We start from the raw sequence: 18,200 nt of genomic DNA on the forward strand, positions 1-18,200 counted from the left end.
AGGGTTACGCGATGTCAGTGAGTCACGGTTTCCAGTTCTTGTTCGGCAGATTGTTGCTGAGCCACTTCCTTGCGCATCTGCTCACAGCCCCACAACACGCGCTCCGGGGTCGCCGGTGCGTCGATGTTCGGCTGCACGCGGTAGTCGGCCAGGCTCGCCACGGCGTCCTTGATCGCACACCAGGCGGCGATGCCGAGCATGAACGGCGGCTCGCCCACGGCCTTGGAATGGAACACCGTGTCCTCCGGGTTCTTGCGGTTTTCCACCAGTTTCACGCGCATGTCCAGCGGCATGTCGGCTACTGCCGGGATCTTGTAGCTGGCCGGGCCGTTGGTCATCAGTTTGCCCTTGGCATTCCACACCAGTTCCTCGGTGGTCAGCCACCCCATGCCCTGGATGAAGCCGCCTTCGACCTGGCCGATGTCGATGGCCGGGTTTAGCGAGTCGCCCACGTCATGCAGGATGTCGGCGCGCAGCATCTTGTACTCGCCGGTCAGGGTGTCGACGATCACTTCCACGCAGGCCGCGCCAAAGGCGAAGTAGTAGAACGGCCGGCCGCGGGCCTGGCTGCGGTCGTAGAAGATTTTCGGCGTGCGGTAGAAGCCGGTGCTCGACAGCGACACCTGGGCGAAGTACGCCTGCTGCACCAGTTGCTCGAAGCTGACGATCTGGTCGCGCACGCGCACATGGCCATTGCGGAACTCGACGTCCTCTTCGGTCACCTGGTAGTGCCGCGCGGCGAATTCGGTCAGGCGCTTCTTGAGGATCTCGGCGGCGTTTTGCGCTGCCTTGCCGTTCAGGTCGGCGCCGCTGGAGGCCGCGGTAGGCGAGGTGTTGGGCACCTTGTCGGTGTTGGTGGCGGTGATCTGGATACGGTCGAAATCGACCTGGAAGATCTGCGCGACCACCTGGGCGACTTTGGTATTCAGGCCCTGGCCCATCTCGGTGCCGCCGTGGTTCAGGTGGATGCTGCCGTCGGTGTAAATGTGGATCAGCGCCCCCGCCTGGTTGAGGAAGGTGGCGGTGAACGAGATGCCGAACTTGACCGGAGTCAGCGCCAGGCCCTTCTTGAGGATCGGGCTGTTGGCATTGAACCGGCGGATCGACTCACGGCGTTCGGCGTAATCGCTGCTGGCTTCCAGGTCGGCGGTCATCTCGTCGAGCATGTTGTGCTCGACGGTCTGGTAGTAGTGGGTGACGTTGCGCTCGGTCTTGCCGTAATAGTTGGCTTTGCGCACGGCCAGCGGGTCACGGCCCAGGTGGCGGGCGATGTGATCCATCACCTGTTCGATGGCGACCATGCCCTGTGGGCCGCCGAAGCCGCGGTAGGCGGTGTTGGAGGCGGTGTTGGTCTTGCAGCGGTGGCCATGCACGGTGGCATCGCCCAGGTAATAGGCGTTGTCGGAGTGGAACATGGCGCGGTCGACGATCGAGCCGGACAGGTCGGGCGAGTAGCCGCAGTTGCCGGCCAGGTCGAAGTTGATGCCGTGCAGGCGGCCGTTGTCATCGAAGCCGACGTCGTACTCGACATAAAACGGGTGACGCTTGCCGGTCATGGTCATGTCTTCAACGCGCGGCAGGCGCATCTTGGTCGGCAGGCCGGTCAGGCGCGCAATGACCGCGCACAGGCAGGCCGGGCTGGCGGCCTGGGTTTCCTTGCCGCCGAAACCACCACCCATGCGGCGCATGTCGAGGACGACCTTGTTCATCGGCACGTCCAGCACTTCGGCCACCAGCTTCTGCACCTCGGTGGGGTTTTGCGTGGAGCAGTAGACGATCATGCCGCCGTCCTCGGTGGGCATCACCGAAGAAATCTGCGTCTCCAGGTAGAAGTGCTCCTGGCCGCCAATGTGCAAGGTACCTTGCAGGCGATGCGGAGCACTGGCCAAGGCCGCGGCCGAGTCGCCGCGTTGGTGGGTGTGGCTGTCGAGCACGAAGTGCTTCTTGCGCAACGCTTCGACCACATCCAGTACCGGCTCCAGGTCTTCGTACTCGACGATGGCCGCCATGGCGGCGCGGCGCGCGGTTTCCAGGTCACGGGCGGCCACGGCGAGCACCGGTTGACCAAAGAACTCGACCTTGTCGATGGCCAACAGCGGGTCACCGGCTACGACTGGGCCGATGTCCTTGAGGCCCGGGATGTCTTCGTGGGTGATGGCGATGCGCACGCCTTCGAAGGCATAGCACGGCGTAGTGTCGATGCGCAGGATGCGCGCATGGGCACGGTCGGCGGTGCGCGCATAGACGTGCAACTGGTTGGGAAATTCGAGGCGGTCATCGATGTACACCGCTTCGCCGGCCACGTGCTTGTCGGCGCTGTCGTGCTTGACGCTGCGGCCGACCCCGGTGGTCAGGTCCTGGCTGAACAGTTCGGCCATCTCGGCCTGGCTCTTGGCTACGTGATGGTTAGACATAAGCGGTCACCCGGGTTTCGATGTGCGGCGTTTGCTGTTCGATGAAGTACTTGCGCAGCAGGTTCTGTGCTGTCAGCAGGCGGTATTCCTTGCTGGCGCGGAAGTCGCTGAGCGGGGTGAAGTCTTCGGCCAGGGCCTGGCAGGCGCGCTCGATGCTGGCCTGGTTCCATGGCTTGCCGCGCAGGGCTGCTTCGCAGGCGCGGGCGCGTTTGGGGATCGCGGCCATGCCACCGAAGGCGATACGCACACCGCTGACCACGCCGTTCTCGATGCTCAGGTTGAACGCTGCGCACACGGCAGAGATGTCGTCATCCAGGCGCTTGGACACTTTATAGGCGCGGAAGGCCCAATCCTCACTGGCGCGCGGCACGATGATCTTCTCGATGAACTCGCTGTCCTGGCGCGCGGTGATGCGGTAGTCGATGAAGTAATCCTCCAGCGCCAGGGTGCGCTGACGTTCGCCTTGGCGCAGCACCACCTGCGCATCCAGGGCGATCAGCAGGGGCGGCGAGTCACCAATCGGCGACGCGTTGCCGATATTGCCGCCCAAGGTGCCCTGGTTGCGAATCTGCAGCGAGGCGAAGCGGTGCAACAGGTCGCCGAAATCAGGGTACTCGGCGTTGAGCGCCTCGTAGCAGTCAGTGAGCGGGGTAGCCGCGCCGATTTCCAGGTGGCTGGCGGTTTTGTCGATGCGCTTGAGCTCGGCCACATGGCCGACATAGATCATCACCGGCAGGGTCTTGTGGAACTGGGTCACTTCCAGCGCCAGGTCGGTACCACCGGCCAGCAGACGTGCTTCGGGGTGCGAGCTGTACAGGTCGGCCAGGTCGGCCACGGTCAGCGGCACCAGGCAGCGTTTGTCGCCGCTGTTGAGCTCGCCGGTCTGGGTTGGCGCAATGGCCTTGAGGCGGCTGATGGTTTGGGCTTGCTGGGCGTCGAACTGATCGCGGCAAGGCTGGCGGCAGCTTTGCTCGGCGGCATCGAGGATCGGCCGGTAGCCGGTGCAGCGGCACAGGTTGCCGGCCAAGGCTTCCTGGGCCTGATGCACGTCGGCGCCTTGGCTGTTTTTCTGCAGGGCGAACAGCGACATGACAAAGCCTGGGGTGCAGAAGCCGCATTGCGAGCCATGGCAGTCGGCCATGGCTTTTTGCACGCTGTGCAGTTCACCCTGGTGCTTGAGGCCTTCGACGCTGATCAACTGCTTGCCGTGCAGTGACGAAACGAACGTCAAGCACGAATTCAGGCTACGGTAGCGCAGGGTATCCTGGCCCTGGTCGTCCTGGGTCAATTCACCCACCACCACGGTACACGCACCGCAGTCACCGCTGGCGCAGCCTTCCTTGGTGCCGGGTTTGCCCAGGTGCTCGCGCAGGTATTGCAGCACCGTCATGTTCGGGTCCAGGGCGTGCTCATTACGCAGCTCCTGGTTGACGAGAAACTGGATCACGGGGATGGCCTCGCAATGGTTTTATTGTTGTTGGGCGGACAATAAGCAGACCTGACGAGCTGGTCAATATTTTTCTGACTCAAAGGTCAGGAAAATGCGTATGTCTACACCCGGCCGAACACATTGCCCATATCACAAGCATAGATCGCGCCGTGCAGGCAGCTGCCTGGCAGGTCAAATAAAGCGCAAGGCCCCTCTGCGCGAGTGCGGGTCAAGTACGCTACAATCCGCCCCTTGTGCCCAGTTCAATGATTTTGAAGGAAAACCATGACGTTCAAGGCCCCGGACAGCCTCTCCGAGCAGATTGCCGATTACCTGGCCGAACGCATTATTCGCGGCGAGCTGGCGCCGGGCGAGCGCATTCAGGAGCAGAAGGTTACCCAGGCGCTGAATGTCAGCCGCGGCTCGGTGCGTGAAGCGCTGTTGATCCTCGAGCGTCGGCATTTGGTAGCGATCTTGCCGCGTCGCGGTGCGCATGTGACCAAGTTGGACGAGCGCAGCGTGCGCAGCCTGTGCAACTTGATGGGTGAGTTCTACATCCTGCTGGGCAACGCCGTTGCACAAAAATGGCGCCTGGAGGCCGACTTGCGCCCGTTTCTGGAGATCCAGCAGCGCTTGCAGCATGCCCGCGACCAGCAAGACATCAAGGCCTTCGTCGCCGAAAGCTTCGCCGTCATGCGGGCTGCCTACCCGTTCGCCGACAACCCGTACCTGCAGGAAACCGTCGAAAACCTGCAGCCGGCCATGAGCCGCGCCTACTACCTGGCCCTGGACCAACGCCAGGCCAGCACGGACGACTACCTGGAGCTGTTCGCGCGCCTGCTCGAGGCCGTGGTCGCCCGCGACCTGCCGCGCATTCGCGAGGTGCTCACCGCCTATTGCCAGCGCAGCTGTGAGCTGGTGCTGGCGGCGTTGGCCCGGGCCTGACGATGCGCCTCAAGTGCATTCGCCTGGCCGGGTTCAAGTCGTTCGTCGACCCCACCACGGTCAACTTCCCCAGCAACATGGCGGCCGTGGTAGGCCCCAACGGTTGCGGCAAATCCAACATCATCGACGCGGTGCGCTGGGTGATGGGCGAAAGTTCGGCGAAGAACCTGCGTGGCGAGTCGATGACCGACGTCATCTTCAACGGCTCTACCAGCCGCAAACCGGTCAGCCAGGCCAGTATCGAGCTGGTGTTCGACAACAGCGACAACACCTTGGTCGGGGAGTACGCGGCTTACGCTGAAATCTCCATCCGCCGCAAGGTGACCCGCGACGCGCAGAACAGCTATTACCTCAACGGCGCAAAATGCCGTCGCCGGGACATCACCGATATTTTCCTTGGCACCGGCCTTGGGCCGCGCAGCTACTCGATCATCGAGCAGGGCATGATCTCCAAACTGATCGAAGCCAAGCCCGAAGAGCTGCGCAACTTCATTGAAGAAGCGGCGGGCATCTCCAAGTACAAGGAGCGCCGCCGCGAGACCGAGAACCGCATCCGCCGCACCCAGGAAAACCTGGCGCGCCTGACCGACTTGCGTGACGAGCTCGAACGCCAGCTCGAACGCTTGCACCGTCAGGCCCAGGCAGCCGAAAAGTACCGTGAGTACAAGGCCCAGGAACGCCAGCTGAAAGCCCGCTTGTCGGCCCTGCGCTGGCGCGACCTGGACGAACGCGTACGCCAGCGCGAGGCGGTGATCGGTGATCAGGACGTGTCTCACGAGGCCTTGGTGGCCGAGCAGCGCAACGCCGACGCGAGTATCGAGCGCCTGCGCGATGGCCACCACGAATTGTCCGAGCGCTTCAACCAGGTGCAGGGCCGCTTCTATTCAGTAGCGGGCGATATTGCCCGGGTCGAACAGAGCATCCAGCACGGCCAGCAGCGCCTTCGCCAGTTGCAGGACGACTTCAAGGAAGCTGAGCGCACGCGCTTGGAGACCGAGTCCCACCTGGGCCATGACCGCACTTTGTTGGCCACCCTCGGCGAAGAACTGGCCATGCTCGAGCCGGAACAGGAAATGACCCTGGCGGCCGCCGAAGAAGCCGCCGCCACCCTCGAAGAAGCCGAGCTGGGCATGCACGGCTGGCAAGAACAATGGGACACCTTCAACACCCGGTCCGCCGAGCCCCGCCGTCAGGCAGAGGTGCAACAGTCCCGCCTGCAGCAGCTTGAAGCCAGCCTGGAACGCTTGTCGGAGCGCCAGCGCAAGCTGGGGGAAGAGCGCGACCTGTTAGGTGCCGAGCCGCAGGACGCGGCCCTGGTCGAGCTGTCCGAGCAGTTGGCCAGCAGCGAGATGCTGCTCGAAACGTTGCAACTGTCCGAAGAGCAAGTGGTCGAGCAACTCGAAGGCACGCGCGAGCAATTGCAGCAGGCCACCCAGGCGCAACAACAGGCGCAGGGTGACCTGCAGCGCCTGGGCGGGCGGTTGGCATCGCTGGAGGCCTTGCAGCAGGCCGCGCTGGAGCCGGGCGTGGGTGCCTCAGACTGGTTGCGCGAGCAGGGCCTGGCACAGCGCCCGCGCCTGGCCGAAGGGCTGCGGGTCGAGCCGGGCTGGGAGCTGGCCGTGGAGACGGTGCTTGGCGCCGATCTGCAGGCCGTGCTGGTTGATGATTTCAACAACCTCGCTTTTGCCGACCTGGAGCAAGGCGAGTTGCGCTTGCTGCTGGCAAGTGGCGAGGGTGCGCGGCTGGCGGGCAGCCTGCTGGATAAAGTCGAAGGGCGTACCGACCTGACCCCCTGGCTGGGGCAGGTCAAGCCGGTCGATGACCTGGCCCAGGCGCTGGCACTGCGTGCGACCCTGGCTGAAGGGCAAAGCCTGGTTAGCCGCGATGGTTATTGGGTTGGCCGGCATTTTTTGCGGGTCAGCCGAGGCGGCGAGGCCGAAGGCGGGGTGTTGGCCCGTGGCCAGGAGATCGAGCGCCTGAGCCAGCAACAGCTGGAGCAGGAAGCCGCCCTGGAGCACCTTGAGCAACAGCTGCAGGATTTGCGCGAGCAGCAATTGGGCCTGGAAGAACAGCGCGAGCAACTGCGCCGCCGCACCCAGGAAGAAAGCCGCCAGCACGGCGAGCTCAAGGCCAGCCTGTCGGCCAGCCGGGCCCGTGCCGAGCAAGTCGAATTGCGTCGCCGCCGCCTGCACGAAGAGCTGACCGAGCTGCAAGAACAGCGCGCCCTGGAGCACGAGCAACTGGGTGAGGCGCGGCTGGTGCTGCAAGAAGCCCTGGACCTGATGGCCCAGGACACCGAGCAGCGCGAACAGTTGATGGCTCGCCGCGATACCCTGCGCGAAGGCCTTGACCGCATCCGTCAGGAGGCCCGTCAGCACAAGGACCACGCCCATCAGTTGGCCGTGCGCCTAGGCTCGCTGCGTGCCCAGCACGACTCCACCCATCAGGCCCTGGAGCGCCTGGAACAGCAGGCAGCACGCCTGACCGAACGCCAGGAGCAACTGAGCCTGAACCTGGAGGAGGGCGCAGCGCCCCTCGAAGAGCTGCGCCTCAAGCTCGAAGAGCTGCTGGAGCGGCGCATGAGCGTCGACGAAGAAATGCGCCAGGCGCGCCTGCACATGGACGAAGCCGACCGCGCCCTGCGCGACGCCGAAAAACGCCGCACCCAAGCCGAGCAGCAAGCCCAACTGCTGCGTGGCCAGTTGGAGCAGCTACGCCTGGAGTGCCAGGGCCTGGATGTGCGGCGCAAGACCCTGCAGGAACAACTGCTGGCCGACGGCTACGACCTGCAAGGCGTGCTTGCCACCCTTGAAGCGGACGCCACCGAACAGAGCACCGAACAGGCGCTGGAGCAGACCGAGGCGCGTATCCAGCGCCTGGGCGCGATCAACCTGGCGGCCATCGAAGAGTACGAGCAGCAGTCCGAACGCAAGCGCTACCTGGACGCCCAGAACGCCGACCTGGTCGAGGCCTTGGAGACGCTGGAAAACGTCATCCGCAAGATCGACAAGGAAACGCGCAACCGCTTCAAAGATACCTTTGATCAGATAAATGCCGGATTACAGGCACTTTTTCCAAAAGTTTTCGGTGGTGGCAGCGCTTATCTGGAACTGACGGGCGAAGATCTACTCGATACAGGGGTAACGATCATGGCGCGCCCCCCGGGCAAGAAGAACAGCACCATCCATCTGCTGTCCGGTGGCGAGAAGGCACTGACCGCCCTGGCGCTGGTGTTCGCCATTTTCAAGTTGAACCCCGCACCGTTCTGCATGCTCGACGAAGTCGATGCGCCGCTGGACGATGCCAACGTCGGGCGTTACGCCAGGCTGGTGAAGGAAATGAGTGAAAGCGTGCAGTTCATCTACATCACCCATAACAAGATTGCCATGGAGATGGCGGATCAATTGATGGGGGTGACGATGCATGAGCCGGGCTGCTCACGCCTCGTTGCAGTGGACGTGGAGGAGGCGATGGCCATGGTCGACGCCTGATGCGCGAAGATAGGGCACATTCTGTAGCGAAATGGCCCCGCCATGTGCGACAGACGGTGTAAAGTTGTCTTTGGTCGTGCTAGCTTAATGTCACTCGTTTTTTGCGTGGGTAAAACGCCTGTCAGAACATAGAGTTGGCGCCACGTGTTAAAGGGCTTTGAACCCTTTGTTTTCAAGCATATTTTTATAGAGGCACGGGATTACATGGAAATCGGTCTGCGCGAGTGGCTGATCCTCATCGGCATCATTGTCATTGCCGGTATTCTTTTCGATGGCTGGCGCCGCATGCGCGGCGGGAAAGGCAAGTTGAAATTCCGTCTGGACCGCAGTTATTCCAATGTCCCCGACGAAGAGGGCGGCGCCGAAGTGCTCGGCCCATCGCGGGTATTGGATAACCACAAGGAGCCAGAACTGGACGAGAGCGACCTGCCCTCGCTCAGTGCGTCGTCGCGCGATCGCGAACGCGAGCCCAAGCCGGTCAAGGCCAGCAAGCGTGGCAAGCGCGCCGCAGAAGTGCCGCAAGGTGACCTGAACCTGGTCGCAGAGGCGCGCGAGCCTGATCTGTTCGCCGATGCCGATGATGATTTTGCCGCCGACAACAACCGCAACAGCGGTGTATCGTCCAGCAACAACACGGTCAAGGAACTGCCTCCCGCTGAAGAGGTGCTGGTGATCAGCGTCATCTCCCGCGACGAGGGTGGTTTCAAGGGCCCGGCACTGCTGCAGAACATTCTCGAGAGCGGCCTGCGTTTTGGCGAGATGGACATCTTCCACCGCCACGAGAGCATGGCCGGCCACGGCGAGGTGCTGTTCTCCATGGCCAACGCCGTGAAGCCCGGTATTTTCGACCTGGACGACATCGACCACTTCAGCACCCGTGCGGTGAGCTTCTTCCTGGGGCTGCCAGGCCCGCGTCACCCTAAGCAGGCTTTCGACGTGATGGTCGCGGCGGCGCGCAAATTGGCCCATGAGCTCAATGGCGAACTCAAGGACGACCAGCGCAGCGTGCTGACCGCCCAGACCATCGAGCACTACCGCCAGCGCATCGTCGAGTTCGAGCGCCGCGCGCTGACCCAGAAGCGCTGATAGATCCAGACGAAAGAGCAGCCTGCGGGGCGTGCTGGCCGGTTCGGGCTCCTAGGTTGTCTGATCTGGCCCCTTCGCGGGTAAACCCGCTCCCACAGGTACCCCACTGTTTTTGAACCCAGTGGCGTACCTGTGGGAGCGGGTTTACCCGCGAAGGGGCCAGACCAGGGATAAAGGATCCAGAGCCCCAGGCAACGTCCCCAGGCTGCTCTTTTGCTTTGCAAGAGAAGACAAACGAATGACCGCCGAATCCCGAATCCACGCCCTGCGCGCCGAGCTCGACCAGCATAACTACCGCTACTACGTGCTCGATGAGCCCAGCGTGCCCGATGCTGAATACGACCGCCTGTTCAATGAGCTCAAGGCGCTGGAAGCCGAACACCCGCACCTGGTAACGCCTGACTCGCCAACCCAGCGCGTCGGCGGCCAGGCCCTGGCTGCATTCAGCCAGGTGCGCCACGAAGTGCCCATGCTCAGCCTGGGTAACGCCTTCGAAGAAGCTGACCTGCGTGAATTCGGCCGCCGTGTGGTAGATGGCCTCGATCAGCCGGGTGCGGTCGACTACAGCTGCGAACCCAAACTCGATGGCCTGGCGGTAAGCCTGTTGTACCGCGACGGTCAATTGGTGCAAGGCGCCACCCGTGGCGATGGCACCACCGGCGAAGACATCAGTGCCAACGTGCGCACCGTGCGCAACATCCCGCTCAAGCTGCAGGGCGAAGGTTGGCCCGCGGTGCTGGAGGTGCGTGGCGAGGTGTACATGAGCAAGGCCGGTTTCGATCGGCTCAATGCCGCCCAGGCAGAAGCGGGTGGCAAAACCTTCGCCAACCCGCGCAACGCCGCCGCCGGCAGCCTGCGCCAATTGGATTCGAAAATCACCGCCAGCCGCCCGCTGGAGTTCTGCTGCTATGGCGTAGGCCAGGTGTCCGCAAGCATCGGCGACAGCCACATTGGCATCCTTGAGCAGCTCAAGGCCTGGGGCCTGCCGATCAGCCGTGAGCTACGGCATGCCGCCGGCATCGAAGAGTGCCTGGCGTATTACCGCGACATCGGCGAGCGCCGTAACAGCCTGCCGTATGAGATCGACGGCGTGGTATTCAAGGTCAACAGCCTGGCGTCTCAGCGTGAACTGGGCTTCCGCGCCCGCGAGCCGCGTTGGGCGATTGCCCACAAGTTCCCGGCCATGGAAGAGCTGACCGAGGTGCTGGATGTGGAATTTCAGGTAGGGCGTACCGGGGCGGTGACGCCTGTGGCACGCCTGAAGCCTGTCAAAGTGGCCGGCGTGACCGTGTCCAACGCCACCCTGCACAACATGGACGAAATCGCCCGCCTGGGCCTGCGCATTGGCGACACGGTGATCATCCGCCGTGCCGGCGACGTGATCCCGCAAGTCATGCAAGTGGTGCTTGAGCGCCGTCCCGAAGATGCCCGCCCGGTTGAAGTGCCGAGCGCATGCCCGGTGTGTGGCTCGCAGGTCGAGCGCACGCAGCTGGTCAAACGCAGCAAAGGCAAGGAAACCACCAGTGAAGGCGCGGTGTACCGGTGCGTCGGTCGCCTGGCCTGTGGCGCCCAACTCAAACAGGCGATCATCCATTACGTTTCGCGCCGCGCGATGGATATCGACGGCCTGGGCGAAAAGAGCGTCGAGCAGTTGGTGGACGAAGGGCTGATCGGCTCGCCAGCAGACCTGTACAAGCTTCAGTTCGACCAGGTCGTCGGGTTGGAAGGTTTTGCCGAAGTTTCCAGCAAGAAGCTGCTGGATGCCATCGAAGCCAGCAAGCGCCCGAGCTTGGCGCGCTTCATCTACGCCCTGGGCATTCCGGATGTGGGTGAGGAAACCGCCAAGGTCCTGGCTCGCTCGCTGGGCAGCTTGGCGCGGGTGCAGCAGGCGCTGCCACAGGTGCTGACCTACCTGCCAGACATCGGGCTTGAAGTGGCATACGAAATCCACAACTTCTTCGAAGACGAGCACAACCGCAAAGTCATCGAGCAACTGCTCGCCTGCGGCATGCAGTTGCAGGACGAAGGCGACTTGGCCGCCGAGTTCGCCGCCAGCACCACCCTGGCCGGGATGATTGCCAAGCTCGACATCGCCTCGGTCGGCCCGACCGGCGCTGAGAAGCTGGTGGCCAAGCTCGACAGCCTGGACAAGATCATCGCCGCCGACGGTATCGACCTGCGCCAGGCCCTGGCCGCCAAGCAGGCCGAGGCCGTGCGCGAGTTCTTCAAGGACGAAGCGAACCAGACGCTGGCGCGGGACATCGAAGCCCAGTTGCTGGCGTTCGGCATGCACTGGAACAGCGAGAAGAAAGTCGCCGAAGGCCTGCCTCTGGCCGGGCAGACCTGGGTGTTGACCGGCACCCTGGAGCGCATGAGCCGCGACATTGCCAAAGACAAACTGGAAAGCCTAGGCGCCAAGGTGGCAGGTTCCGTTTCCGGCAAGACCCACTGCGTGGTCGCCGGCCCTGGCGCGGGCTCCAAGCTGGCCAAGGCCAGTGAGCTGGGTGTGAAGGTGCTGGACGAAGACGCGTTCATCGCCTTCTTGGCGGAGCAGGGCATTGCAATCTGACCCACCTTTAAACAAGTCATTGAGAAATGATGACTTTTTCTCCCCGCAGAGGTTGTAACTTCGCCTCAGACCGGTACAATGGCGCGGCTCGCTGCTTAGCGAGTTGCGTCAGTGGTGGCCCCATCGGTCCCCCCGCATTGATTACCCGTTAACCTGGTCAGGCCCGGAAGGGAGCAGCCATAGCGGGAACATCGAGTGCCGGAGTGTGGCTGGTGGGGCTGCCTCCATTCTTTAAATCCTTGAGCTCTCAAGGATCTCTCGTTCAAAACTACCTCTTAGTCAATGTGCGAAAGCGCATGACGTCTCGACGTTTCTACCTCTGCTCTGTGAGAATGCCAGAAGGCCATACCGCCTCCAGAACGGACGCTGCGCCATGGACAGCCTTCCTCCCCTCGAAACTTCGCGCCTGATACTCACGCCGCTGCAGCTTGGCGACGTACCCGCTATTCAGCAGCTGTTCCCGCACTGGGACATTGTCCGCTACCTGGACAGCCGCGTGCCATGGCCCTATCCCGAAGACGGCGCACTCGTCTACGTCCGAGACATCGCATTGCCTGCCATGAACGCTGGTTGCGAATGGCACTGGATGATCCGCCTGAAAACCGCGCCAACGCAGGTCATCGGCAGCATCAGCCTCTATGACCAGCCGGGTAACAACCGTGGCTTCTGGCTCGCCCCTGCATGGCAAAAAAACGGCTACATCCGCGAAGCCTGTGTTGTCATCAACGACTATTGGTTCGAGACGCTTGGGCGTTGCGTCATGCAGGTGCCCAAGGCGGCGAGCAATGACAGGTCGCGCAGTGTTTCCCTGCACGAAGGCATGCGCCTGGTCGGGACTGAGCCGGGGCATTTCGTCTGTGGTGCCGTGCTCAAAGAGATCTGGGAGTTGAGCCGCGATCAGTGGCGTCAAAGGGTGGCGGTCGTTTAGGTACTGAAGTGACGATCTCAACGTCAGCAAATGCATGCCTTTGCCTGTGCCGTGCCGTGCCGTGATAGAAAGCAGTACCTTTCAGCAAGGACTGCTTACATGAAGTCGTCTGTACCCCTGCCACGGTTTCAGCACTTTACTGTGTTCTGCATCGCCTGTTTCCTACTGTCCATCAGCTATGGCACGACGTTTCTGCTCTCTATGCTGGTGCAGGCGTTGGGCGGCACTGCGAGCGATGCAGGGCGGGTATTTGCAGTCGCGATGCTCAGTACGCTGCTGTCTGTGGTGGGCTCGGGGCATCTGTTGCAGCGCGTTGGTGCTGCTCGCGCTATCGCTGTCGGGGCGTTCTGCCTGGTCGTGGCGTCAGTGGGTTTTGCCGTGGTGCCCGGCCTGGGCGGCGCGTTGTTGGCGTGTGGCTTGATGCTTGGGGTTGGTTGGGGGCTCTTCTACACGGTAGGGCCGATCATGGTTGCTCAAATGGTCGAGCCATCACGCCGCACGCACTGTTTTGCATTGCTCTCCGGCAGCATGTTGACTGGCATAGGTGCCGGGCCATTACTGGGTAAGTTCGCGGCCTTCGTGGCGCTGCCTACCCAACTCGCTTTTTGGGTGGCGGCGTGTGCTGCAGGTTTGGCGGGGTTGTACTTTACTTGGCTTGGTTCGACTTCGCTGAGGCAACGACCGGCTGAGAAGGTGCAGATCGGTTTGGTGTCCGCGCTCAACGTGATGCGTTCACGTTCGGGCTTGTCGATTTTGATGGTAGGGCTGGGTGGGGCGATTTTCGGCACGATGGGCAGTTTCCAGACCCGCTATGCCGACCGCCTCGGGCTTGATTACTCGATCTTCTTCATTGGCTTCATGGGCGCTGCGATCGCCTGCAGGCTCTTGCTGGCCGGCTGGGTTGTGAAGCAACCGCCGCTGGCAACTTCGTGGGTTTTAACCTTGATCATGGCCACTGCTGTAGTGGGCTTTGATCAATGGGTGCACAGCGCCGAACGCTATCTGGCGATGGCCATGCTGTTGGGCGTGGGTTATGGCTTGAACTACTCGGTAATCAACGGGCTGGCTGCCAACGAGGCGCCGGCAGGCCTTACCGCGCAAGCACTGCTGCTGTTCAGCCTGTCGTATTTCATCGGTGTGTTCGGGTTCCCCTTCGTAGCCAGTCAATTGATCACGCAGCTAGGCATCAGCGCGATGATGTTGAGCATTGAGGGCGTTGCGCTTTTGGTTGTAGGGCTAAGTACGGCGAGGTGGCTGGCTTCGCGGTTTTCCAGGCCCGCCCTGGTGTAGGTGCTTTTCCCCCAACACCCCGGCGGCTGAAAGCTTCATCAAGCGCTGAAATTTCGGACAGGCCAGGTGATCGTCCTCCGGGCACTGCGCTGCATGCCGCAGCCCCTTGCTCATTGCTTGCAAGCGCTTGACCCGTGCATCGATTTCGTCCGCTTTAGCTATCAGCATTTGCCGATCGACCTGCAGGTCCACCAGCATCGCGCCCACTTCATCCAGGGAAAAGCCTGCAGCCTGGCCTAGGGCAATCAGTGCCAGCCGGTCTGCCACGTCGGCAGCAAACTGCCGCCGCTGGCCGCGGCCGGCGAGGGACTTGAGCAAGCCTTTCTTTTCGTAATAGCGCAGCGTTGATGCGGGTACGCCTGTGCGCTTGGCGACATCGGCAATGTCCATTCTAGGCCTTGACTTGAAGTTGACTTCAACTTCTATGCTGCGCGGCATGTTGCTGAACGTCAATCTTAGAGGGCTGAATCGATGACGCTTGCCATGCTAAAAGCCGCTTTGCTGATCGGGGTTGGGGCCACCGTGATCATGGACCTGTGGGGGATGTTGCTGCGGCGCTTGGGTATCCCTACCTTGAATTTCGCCATGGTGGGGCGCTGGGCGGGCCATGTGATGAAGGGGCGGGTGCGCCACGACGCTATCGCCAAGGCCGAACCGGTTGCGAACGAACTGGCCTTGGGGTGGGTTATCCACTACGTGATCGGTGTGCTGTTTGCCGTGATGCTGGTGGGGATGGTCGGGGAGGGCTGGCTGAGTGCCCCGACGCTTTGGCCTGCGCTGGTTTGGGGTATGGCGACGGTGGTGGCGCCGCTGTGCTTCATGCAGCCGGTGATGGGGGCGGGGCTCTTTGCCTCGCGGACGCCGACACCTGGGCGTAACTGCCTGAAGAGTCTGGTGACCCATACGGTGTTTGGGGTTGGGATGTTCTTGAGTGCCGGTTTGATTGCGTCAGGTTGAAGACAGCGCTCGGGATTACAGCAGTCTCAAGATCAAGAGGCCGGCGAGAAGTAACGCCAAAGCAAAGCCCGCACCTAGGCTGAACGGCAAAAGCGCTGACCAAGGAGAAAAGGCTCTTGCCTTGCGCATTTCTTCGGCCAGGGCCTCAACTTCGCGATGGGATTGTTCAACCCTATCTTGAGTGGAACGGGGCATGATCTTTCCTCTTGCCATAAACGAGCGTGCTTAGAGTTTAACCAGCAGGGCCATGATACCCGCAATGGCAGTCAGTATGACCGAGCCGGTTGCGAAGGGGTGCCAGAACGCCTCTTGTCTAAGCTTGCGCTCTTCAGCCATGAATTTGAGTGCTTCTGCAGCTAGCTTGCGATTCTCGATCTGTAGTCTGTCGAGTTCGAGATTGTCTCGATCATCTTGGAGCATCGGGAGGTGTCTTTTTGGGGGTGCTGAAAATTATGCGCCATCAGGCGAGAGGTCGGAATCGCTCTATACACCAGATTTCGTAGTCCAATTGCCAACAAGGAAGGATCCTACTCTCGTATAGGCGGTTTCCTGCTGCATTTGTAAGGCTTGCAGAAATATCCTACGCATCCCGTCGACCCCCGTCTGATTGTCCTTGGAAACCCCACCCAATAGGCTTTTGCGGTCGCTGTCGGTTCAGCGATCGGGTGTGGAAACCTGAGTTGTGCGGGACATCTGTCAGTTATGGCAGCTGTAGCGGGAGGTATTCGTACCTACCGGGTTTACCGTACGCCTGGATTTCCACCCCGCTTACAGCTGCCACCCTAATGTGTGGAAACGGAAGGAGGCAGCCTAATCAGTACGGATATGTAATGAAAAAAATCGTCCCCGACCCACCCCATACCTTCGACCTTCCCCCCGGTAAATCCCTTTCCCGCGCCATCAGCGAAGGCGTCGTGCCAATAGAGTTCGCGCTGATGAATGTCTCCCACTACCTAATGTTCGCCTACAGCGACAGCCGTCGAGCACTTGAGCGCATCCAAGACGAAGAAACGCGACAGCTACTGGAGCATGGCCTGCGCGCCATGCAAATCGCCTGGGGCCAGGCTGATGCCGTGACATTGGCTGTCGAACGCCAGAAGTAGCGGGGTCTGCCCACAGTCAGCGGGCTGCTTTAAACAGCGATGTTTAATGCAGGCGAAATTTCTCAGAGCAGCCCCACGTGTCGGTAGGACGCCTCCTGCATCCAGGCGCAATCAATGTCATTACAGTAATGCATGCCGCAACAAGGGAGAGCAGGCATGAAAATGAGCAAGCGGGATTTGGTCGCCGGTGTTCTGGTGACAGTCCTATGGGGCTGTAACTTCTCTGTCATCGAACTAGGCTTGAGAAGCCTGGATCCTTACCTTCTGACGCTGTTGCGTTTCGTGTTCTGCGCTATGCCTCTGGTGTTCTTCGTCAAGCGCCCGGCAGGCATTTCATATGGGGTGCTGGCCCTATACGGTGTGATGTTCGGCGCCGGCTTGTGGTGGGTGGTCAACTTCGCAATGTTCCAAGGCTTGTCCCCCGGCATGTCTTCGGTGTTTCTGCAGTTCAGTGCCTTTTTCACTATCCTCCTCAGCAGCCTCCTTCTGGGCGAGCGAGTCAGTGGAATCCATCTGTGCGGCATGGCCTCAGCCGCCTGCGGTCTGATAATGGTCTTGGCATTAGGCGGTGAGTCGTCGACGGTTACCGGTGTTCTACTCGTACTTATCGCTGCCCTGGCCTGGTCGCTGTGCAACCTGGTGGTCAAGCTCAAACGCCCGGCCGACATGGTCGCGTTCATTATCTGGTCGAGCCTTTTTTCGGTCCCGGCGATATTCGTTTTGACAGTCGCAGCCAATGGCTGGGCCTCATTCGCAGTGCTTGCCGGTGGTATAGCGTGGGAAGCCTTGTTCTCTGTGCTGTTCCAGAGCTACATCACAACCATCCTAGGCTACCTGGTATGGAACAACTTGATGAAGAAATACCCGGCTGCCCAGGTCGCACCGCTCTCGCTGCTCGTGCCTATATCGGGGCTGGTTGCTTCCTACCTGTTTTTTGGCGAGCAGATGAGCATTGCCAAAGCGATTGCGATTGGCTTCGTCTTGCTGGGCATCTTGATCTTCGTCAACGCCCACAACCTGCAGCGGATCATGAGGGGCAGAGGCTTGACGGAATAGCGCAGTGCACGCCCTCTTCGCAGCACACGCCTGCTCCCCAAATTGTGCGCAACGTCTCTATTTAGGGCGTCCGCGCTGCGGCATTCCCAGCATACCCCGCACCCCCATACCGCTGGCTGATCCGCTCGATCTCCCCGGACTGCTTCATGCGCACCAGTGCCCTGAGCACCCCTTGCGTCGGTACCCCAGGGTCAGTGCGCACCATGCATCCCAAGTCCTGCTCTTCCAGCACTGCCAGCGTTTGCAGCTGTTGCCCCGCCGGCAAGCCTTGGTTGAACCACTGCAACGACAATTCGTTGCTCACCGCATGCAGATACCGCCCCGCGTGCAGCTTCTGCAGGGCCAGCAGCTGGCTGCGGCTGTCTTCGCGGTGCAATCGGCCCTGTTCGAACAAGGGTTGCAAGGTGCCGTAGGCATAACCCAGCACAGTGCCGATGGCTTGCGGCGCCAGTTGCTCTGGGCGGGTAGGGTTGCTTGCATCAGCGCCGCCAACCAATACGTCGCGCTGGTGGATCACGGGGATGCTCCAGACAAAATTGCCCGGCCGATCCTGAAACCATTGGGTGCTGACATAGCAGCGCACGTCGATATCGCCGCTTTCCATGGCCTCCTGCAGGCGCAGGCGTGCCAGTACGTGATACTCCGGGCGTACACCCACTTCCCGGGCAATGGCCTGCATCAGGTCGAACAGCAAACCTTCCACCGGCTGATCGCCTTCGACACGCATCAGCGGCATGCTCCAGCTCTCGGCGACGGAAAAACGCAGCACGGGTGGGTCGGCCAGGCTGTGGGTGGTCCACAGCAATAGCAGGGGCAACAGTCTTCGCAAGGCACATCCTCCCTGGATAGCGCGCCAGTTTCATAGCTTAGACCAGTCGCGCAGGGTGCAATTTCGGCCCCGCTCCGCTAGCATTAGCGATCTTCCGCTCGAT

Annotated in this window: 15 protein-coding genes and 1 other RNA gene; 10 read left to right on the top strand and 6 right to left on the bottom strand. The window is 61.6% G+C overall.

Annotated elements, in window-relative coordinates; translation table 11 throughout:
• Positions 1-14 precede the first annotated feature (14 nt).
• Both xdhB and xdhA read right to left on the bottom strand, forming a co-directional pair.
• Positions 15-2,414, bottom strand: a complete 2,400-nt coding sequence (gene xdhB / locus HU764_RS06280; protein WP_186682688.1) for a xanthine dehydrogenase molybdopterin binding subunit — start codon at positions 2,412-2,414, stop codon at positions 15-17.
• Complete coding sequence (gene xdhA / locus HU764_RS06285; protein ID WP_186682690.1) at positions 2,407-3,861, bottom strand: xanthine dehydrogenase small subunit; 1,455 nt, start codon at positions 3,859-3,861, stop codon at positions 2,407-2,409. The genes xdhB and xdhA overlap by 8 nt, the downstream gene beginning before the upstream one ends.
• 267 nt (positions 3,862-4,128) lie before the next feature.
• Between xdhA and HU764_RS06290 the strand changes: the two genes are divergently transcribed.
• The 7 genes from HU764_RS06290 (at position 4,129) to HU764_RS06320 (ending at position 14,152) form a co-directional block, all read left to right on the top strand.
• Positions 4,129-4,788 carry a GntR family transcriptional regulator gene (locus HU764_RS06290; RefSeq protein WP_027592947.1) on the top strand — a complete coding sequence of 220 codons (660 nt, stop codon included), beginning with the start codon at positions 4,129-4,131 and terminating at the stop codon, positions 4,786-4,788.
• A 2-nt stretch (positions 4,789-4,790) separates the two neighbouring features.
• The gene (gene smc / locus HU764_RS06295; protein ID WP_186704051.1) at positions 4,791-8,279 is read left to right on the top strand and encodes a chromosome segregation protein SMC; all 3,489 of its coding nucleotides are present in this window, start codon (positions 4,791-4,793) and stop codon (positions 8,277-8,279) included.
• A 204-nt stretch (positions 8,280-8,483) separates the two neighbouring features.
• Positions 8,484-9,365, top strand: a complete 882-nt coding sequence (gene zipA / locus HU764_RS06300) for a cell division protein ZipA (RefSeq protein WP_186682701.1) — start codon at positions 8,484-8,486, stop codon at positions 9,363-9,365.
• A 238-nt stretch (positions 9,366-9,603) separates the two neighbouring features.
• Positions 9,604-11,934, top strand: a complete 2,331-nt coding sequence (ligA, locus tag HU764_RS06305) for an NAD-dependent DNA ligase LigA (protein WP_186704052.1) — start codon at positions 9,604-9,606, stop codon at positions 11,932-11,934.
• A gap of 121 nt (positions 11,935-12,055) precedes the next feature.
• An RNA gene (gene ffs, locus HU764_RS06310) (signal recognition particle sRNA small type) lies at positions 12,056-12,152 on the top strand.
• A gap of 155 nt (positions 12,153-12,307) precedes the next feature.
• On the top strand, positions 12,308-12,862 hold the full coding sequence (locus HU764_RS06315; RefSeq protein WP_186682705.1) for a GNAT family N-acetyltransferase: 555 nt from the start codon (positions 12,308-12,310) through the stop codon (positions 12,860-12,862).
• A gap of 99 nt (positions 12,863-12,961) precedes the next feature.
• Positions 12,962-14,152, top strand: coding sequence for an MFS transporter (locus HU764_RS06320; protein WP_186704053.1), 1,191 nt, complete (start codon positions 12,962-12,964; stop codon positions 14,150-14,152).
• Here the strand turns inward: HU764_RS06320 and HU764_RS06325 are convergent.
• Entirely contained in the window at positions 14,099-14,542 is a 444-nt protein-coding gene (locus tag HU764_RS06325; RefSeq protein ID WP_186704054.1) for a helix-turn-helix domain-containing protein, read from the bottom strand. The genes HU764_RS06320 and HU764_RS06325 overlap by 54 nt on opposite strands.
• Before the next feature lie 93 nt (positions 14,543-14,635).
• Between HU764_RS06325 and HU764_RS06330 the strand changes: the two genes are divergently transcribed.
• The gene (locus HU764_RS06330) at positions 14,636-15,109 is read left to right on the top strand and encodes a DUF2938 domain-containing protein (protein ID WP_420876184.1); all 474 of its coding nucleotides are present in this window, start codon (positions 14,636-14,638) and stop codon (positions 15,107-15,109) included.
• A gap of 15 nt (positions 15,110-15,124) precedes the next feature.
• Here the strand turns inward: HU764_RS06330 and HU764_RS06335 are convergent, their stop codons facing one another.
• The gene (locus tag HU764_RS06335) at positions 15,125-15,304 is read right to left on the bottom strand and encodes a hypothetical protein (protein ID WP_085272538.1); all 180 of its coding nucleotides are present in this window, start codon (positions 15,302-15,304) and stop codon (positions 15,125-15,127) included.
• A 30-nt stretch (positions 15,305-15,334) separates the two neighbouring features.
• Complete coding sequence (locus HU764_RS06340; protein ID WP_085272539.1) at positions 15,335-15,529, bottom strand: hypothetical protein; 195 nt, start codon at positions 15,527-15,529, stop codon at positions 15,335-15,337.
• A gap of 410 nt (positions 15,530-15,939) precedes the next feature.
• Between HU764_RS06340 and HU764_RS06345 the strand changes: the two genes are divergently transcribed.
• A complete protein-coding gene (locus tag HU764_RS06345; protein ID WP_027592939.1) occupies positions 15,940-16,212 on the top strand; it encodes a hypothetical protein in 273 nt (90 codons plus the stop codon).
• 156 nt (positions 16,213-16,368) lie between these two features.
• Positions 16,369-17,268, top strand: a complete 900-nt coding sequence (locus tag HU764_RS06350; protein WP_202885429.1) for an EamA family transporter — start codon at positions 16,369-16,371, stop codon at positions 17,266-17,268.
• A 61-nt stretch (positions 17,269-17,329) separates the two neighbouring features.
• On the opposite strand, the gene HU764_RS06355 is transcribed toward HU764_RS06350, so the two are convergent.
• The gene (locus HU764_RS06355) at positions 17,330-18,097 is read right to left on the bottom strand and encodes a substrate-binding periplasmic protein (protein ID WP_085272540.1); all 768 of its coding nucleotides are present in this window, start codon (positions 18,095-18,097) and stop codon (positions 17,330-17,332) included.
• Positions 18,098-18,200: the final 103 nt, after the last annotated feature.

The organism is Pseudomonas kermanshahensis, from assembly GCF_014269205.2.
GTDB classification, from domain to species: Bacteria; Pseudomonadota; Gammaproteobacteria; order Pseudomonadales; family Pseudomonadaceae; genus Aquipseudomonas; species Aquipseudomonas kermanshahensis.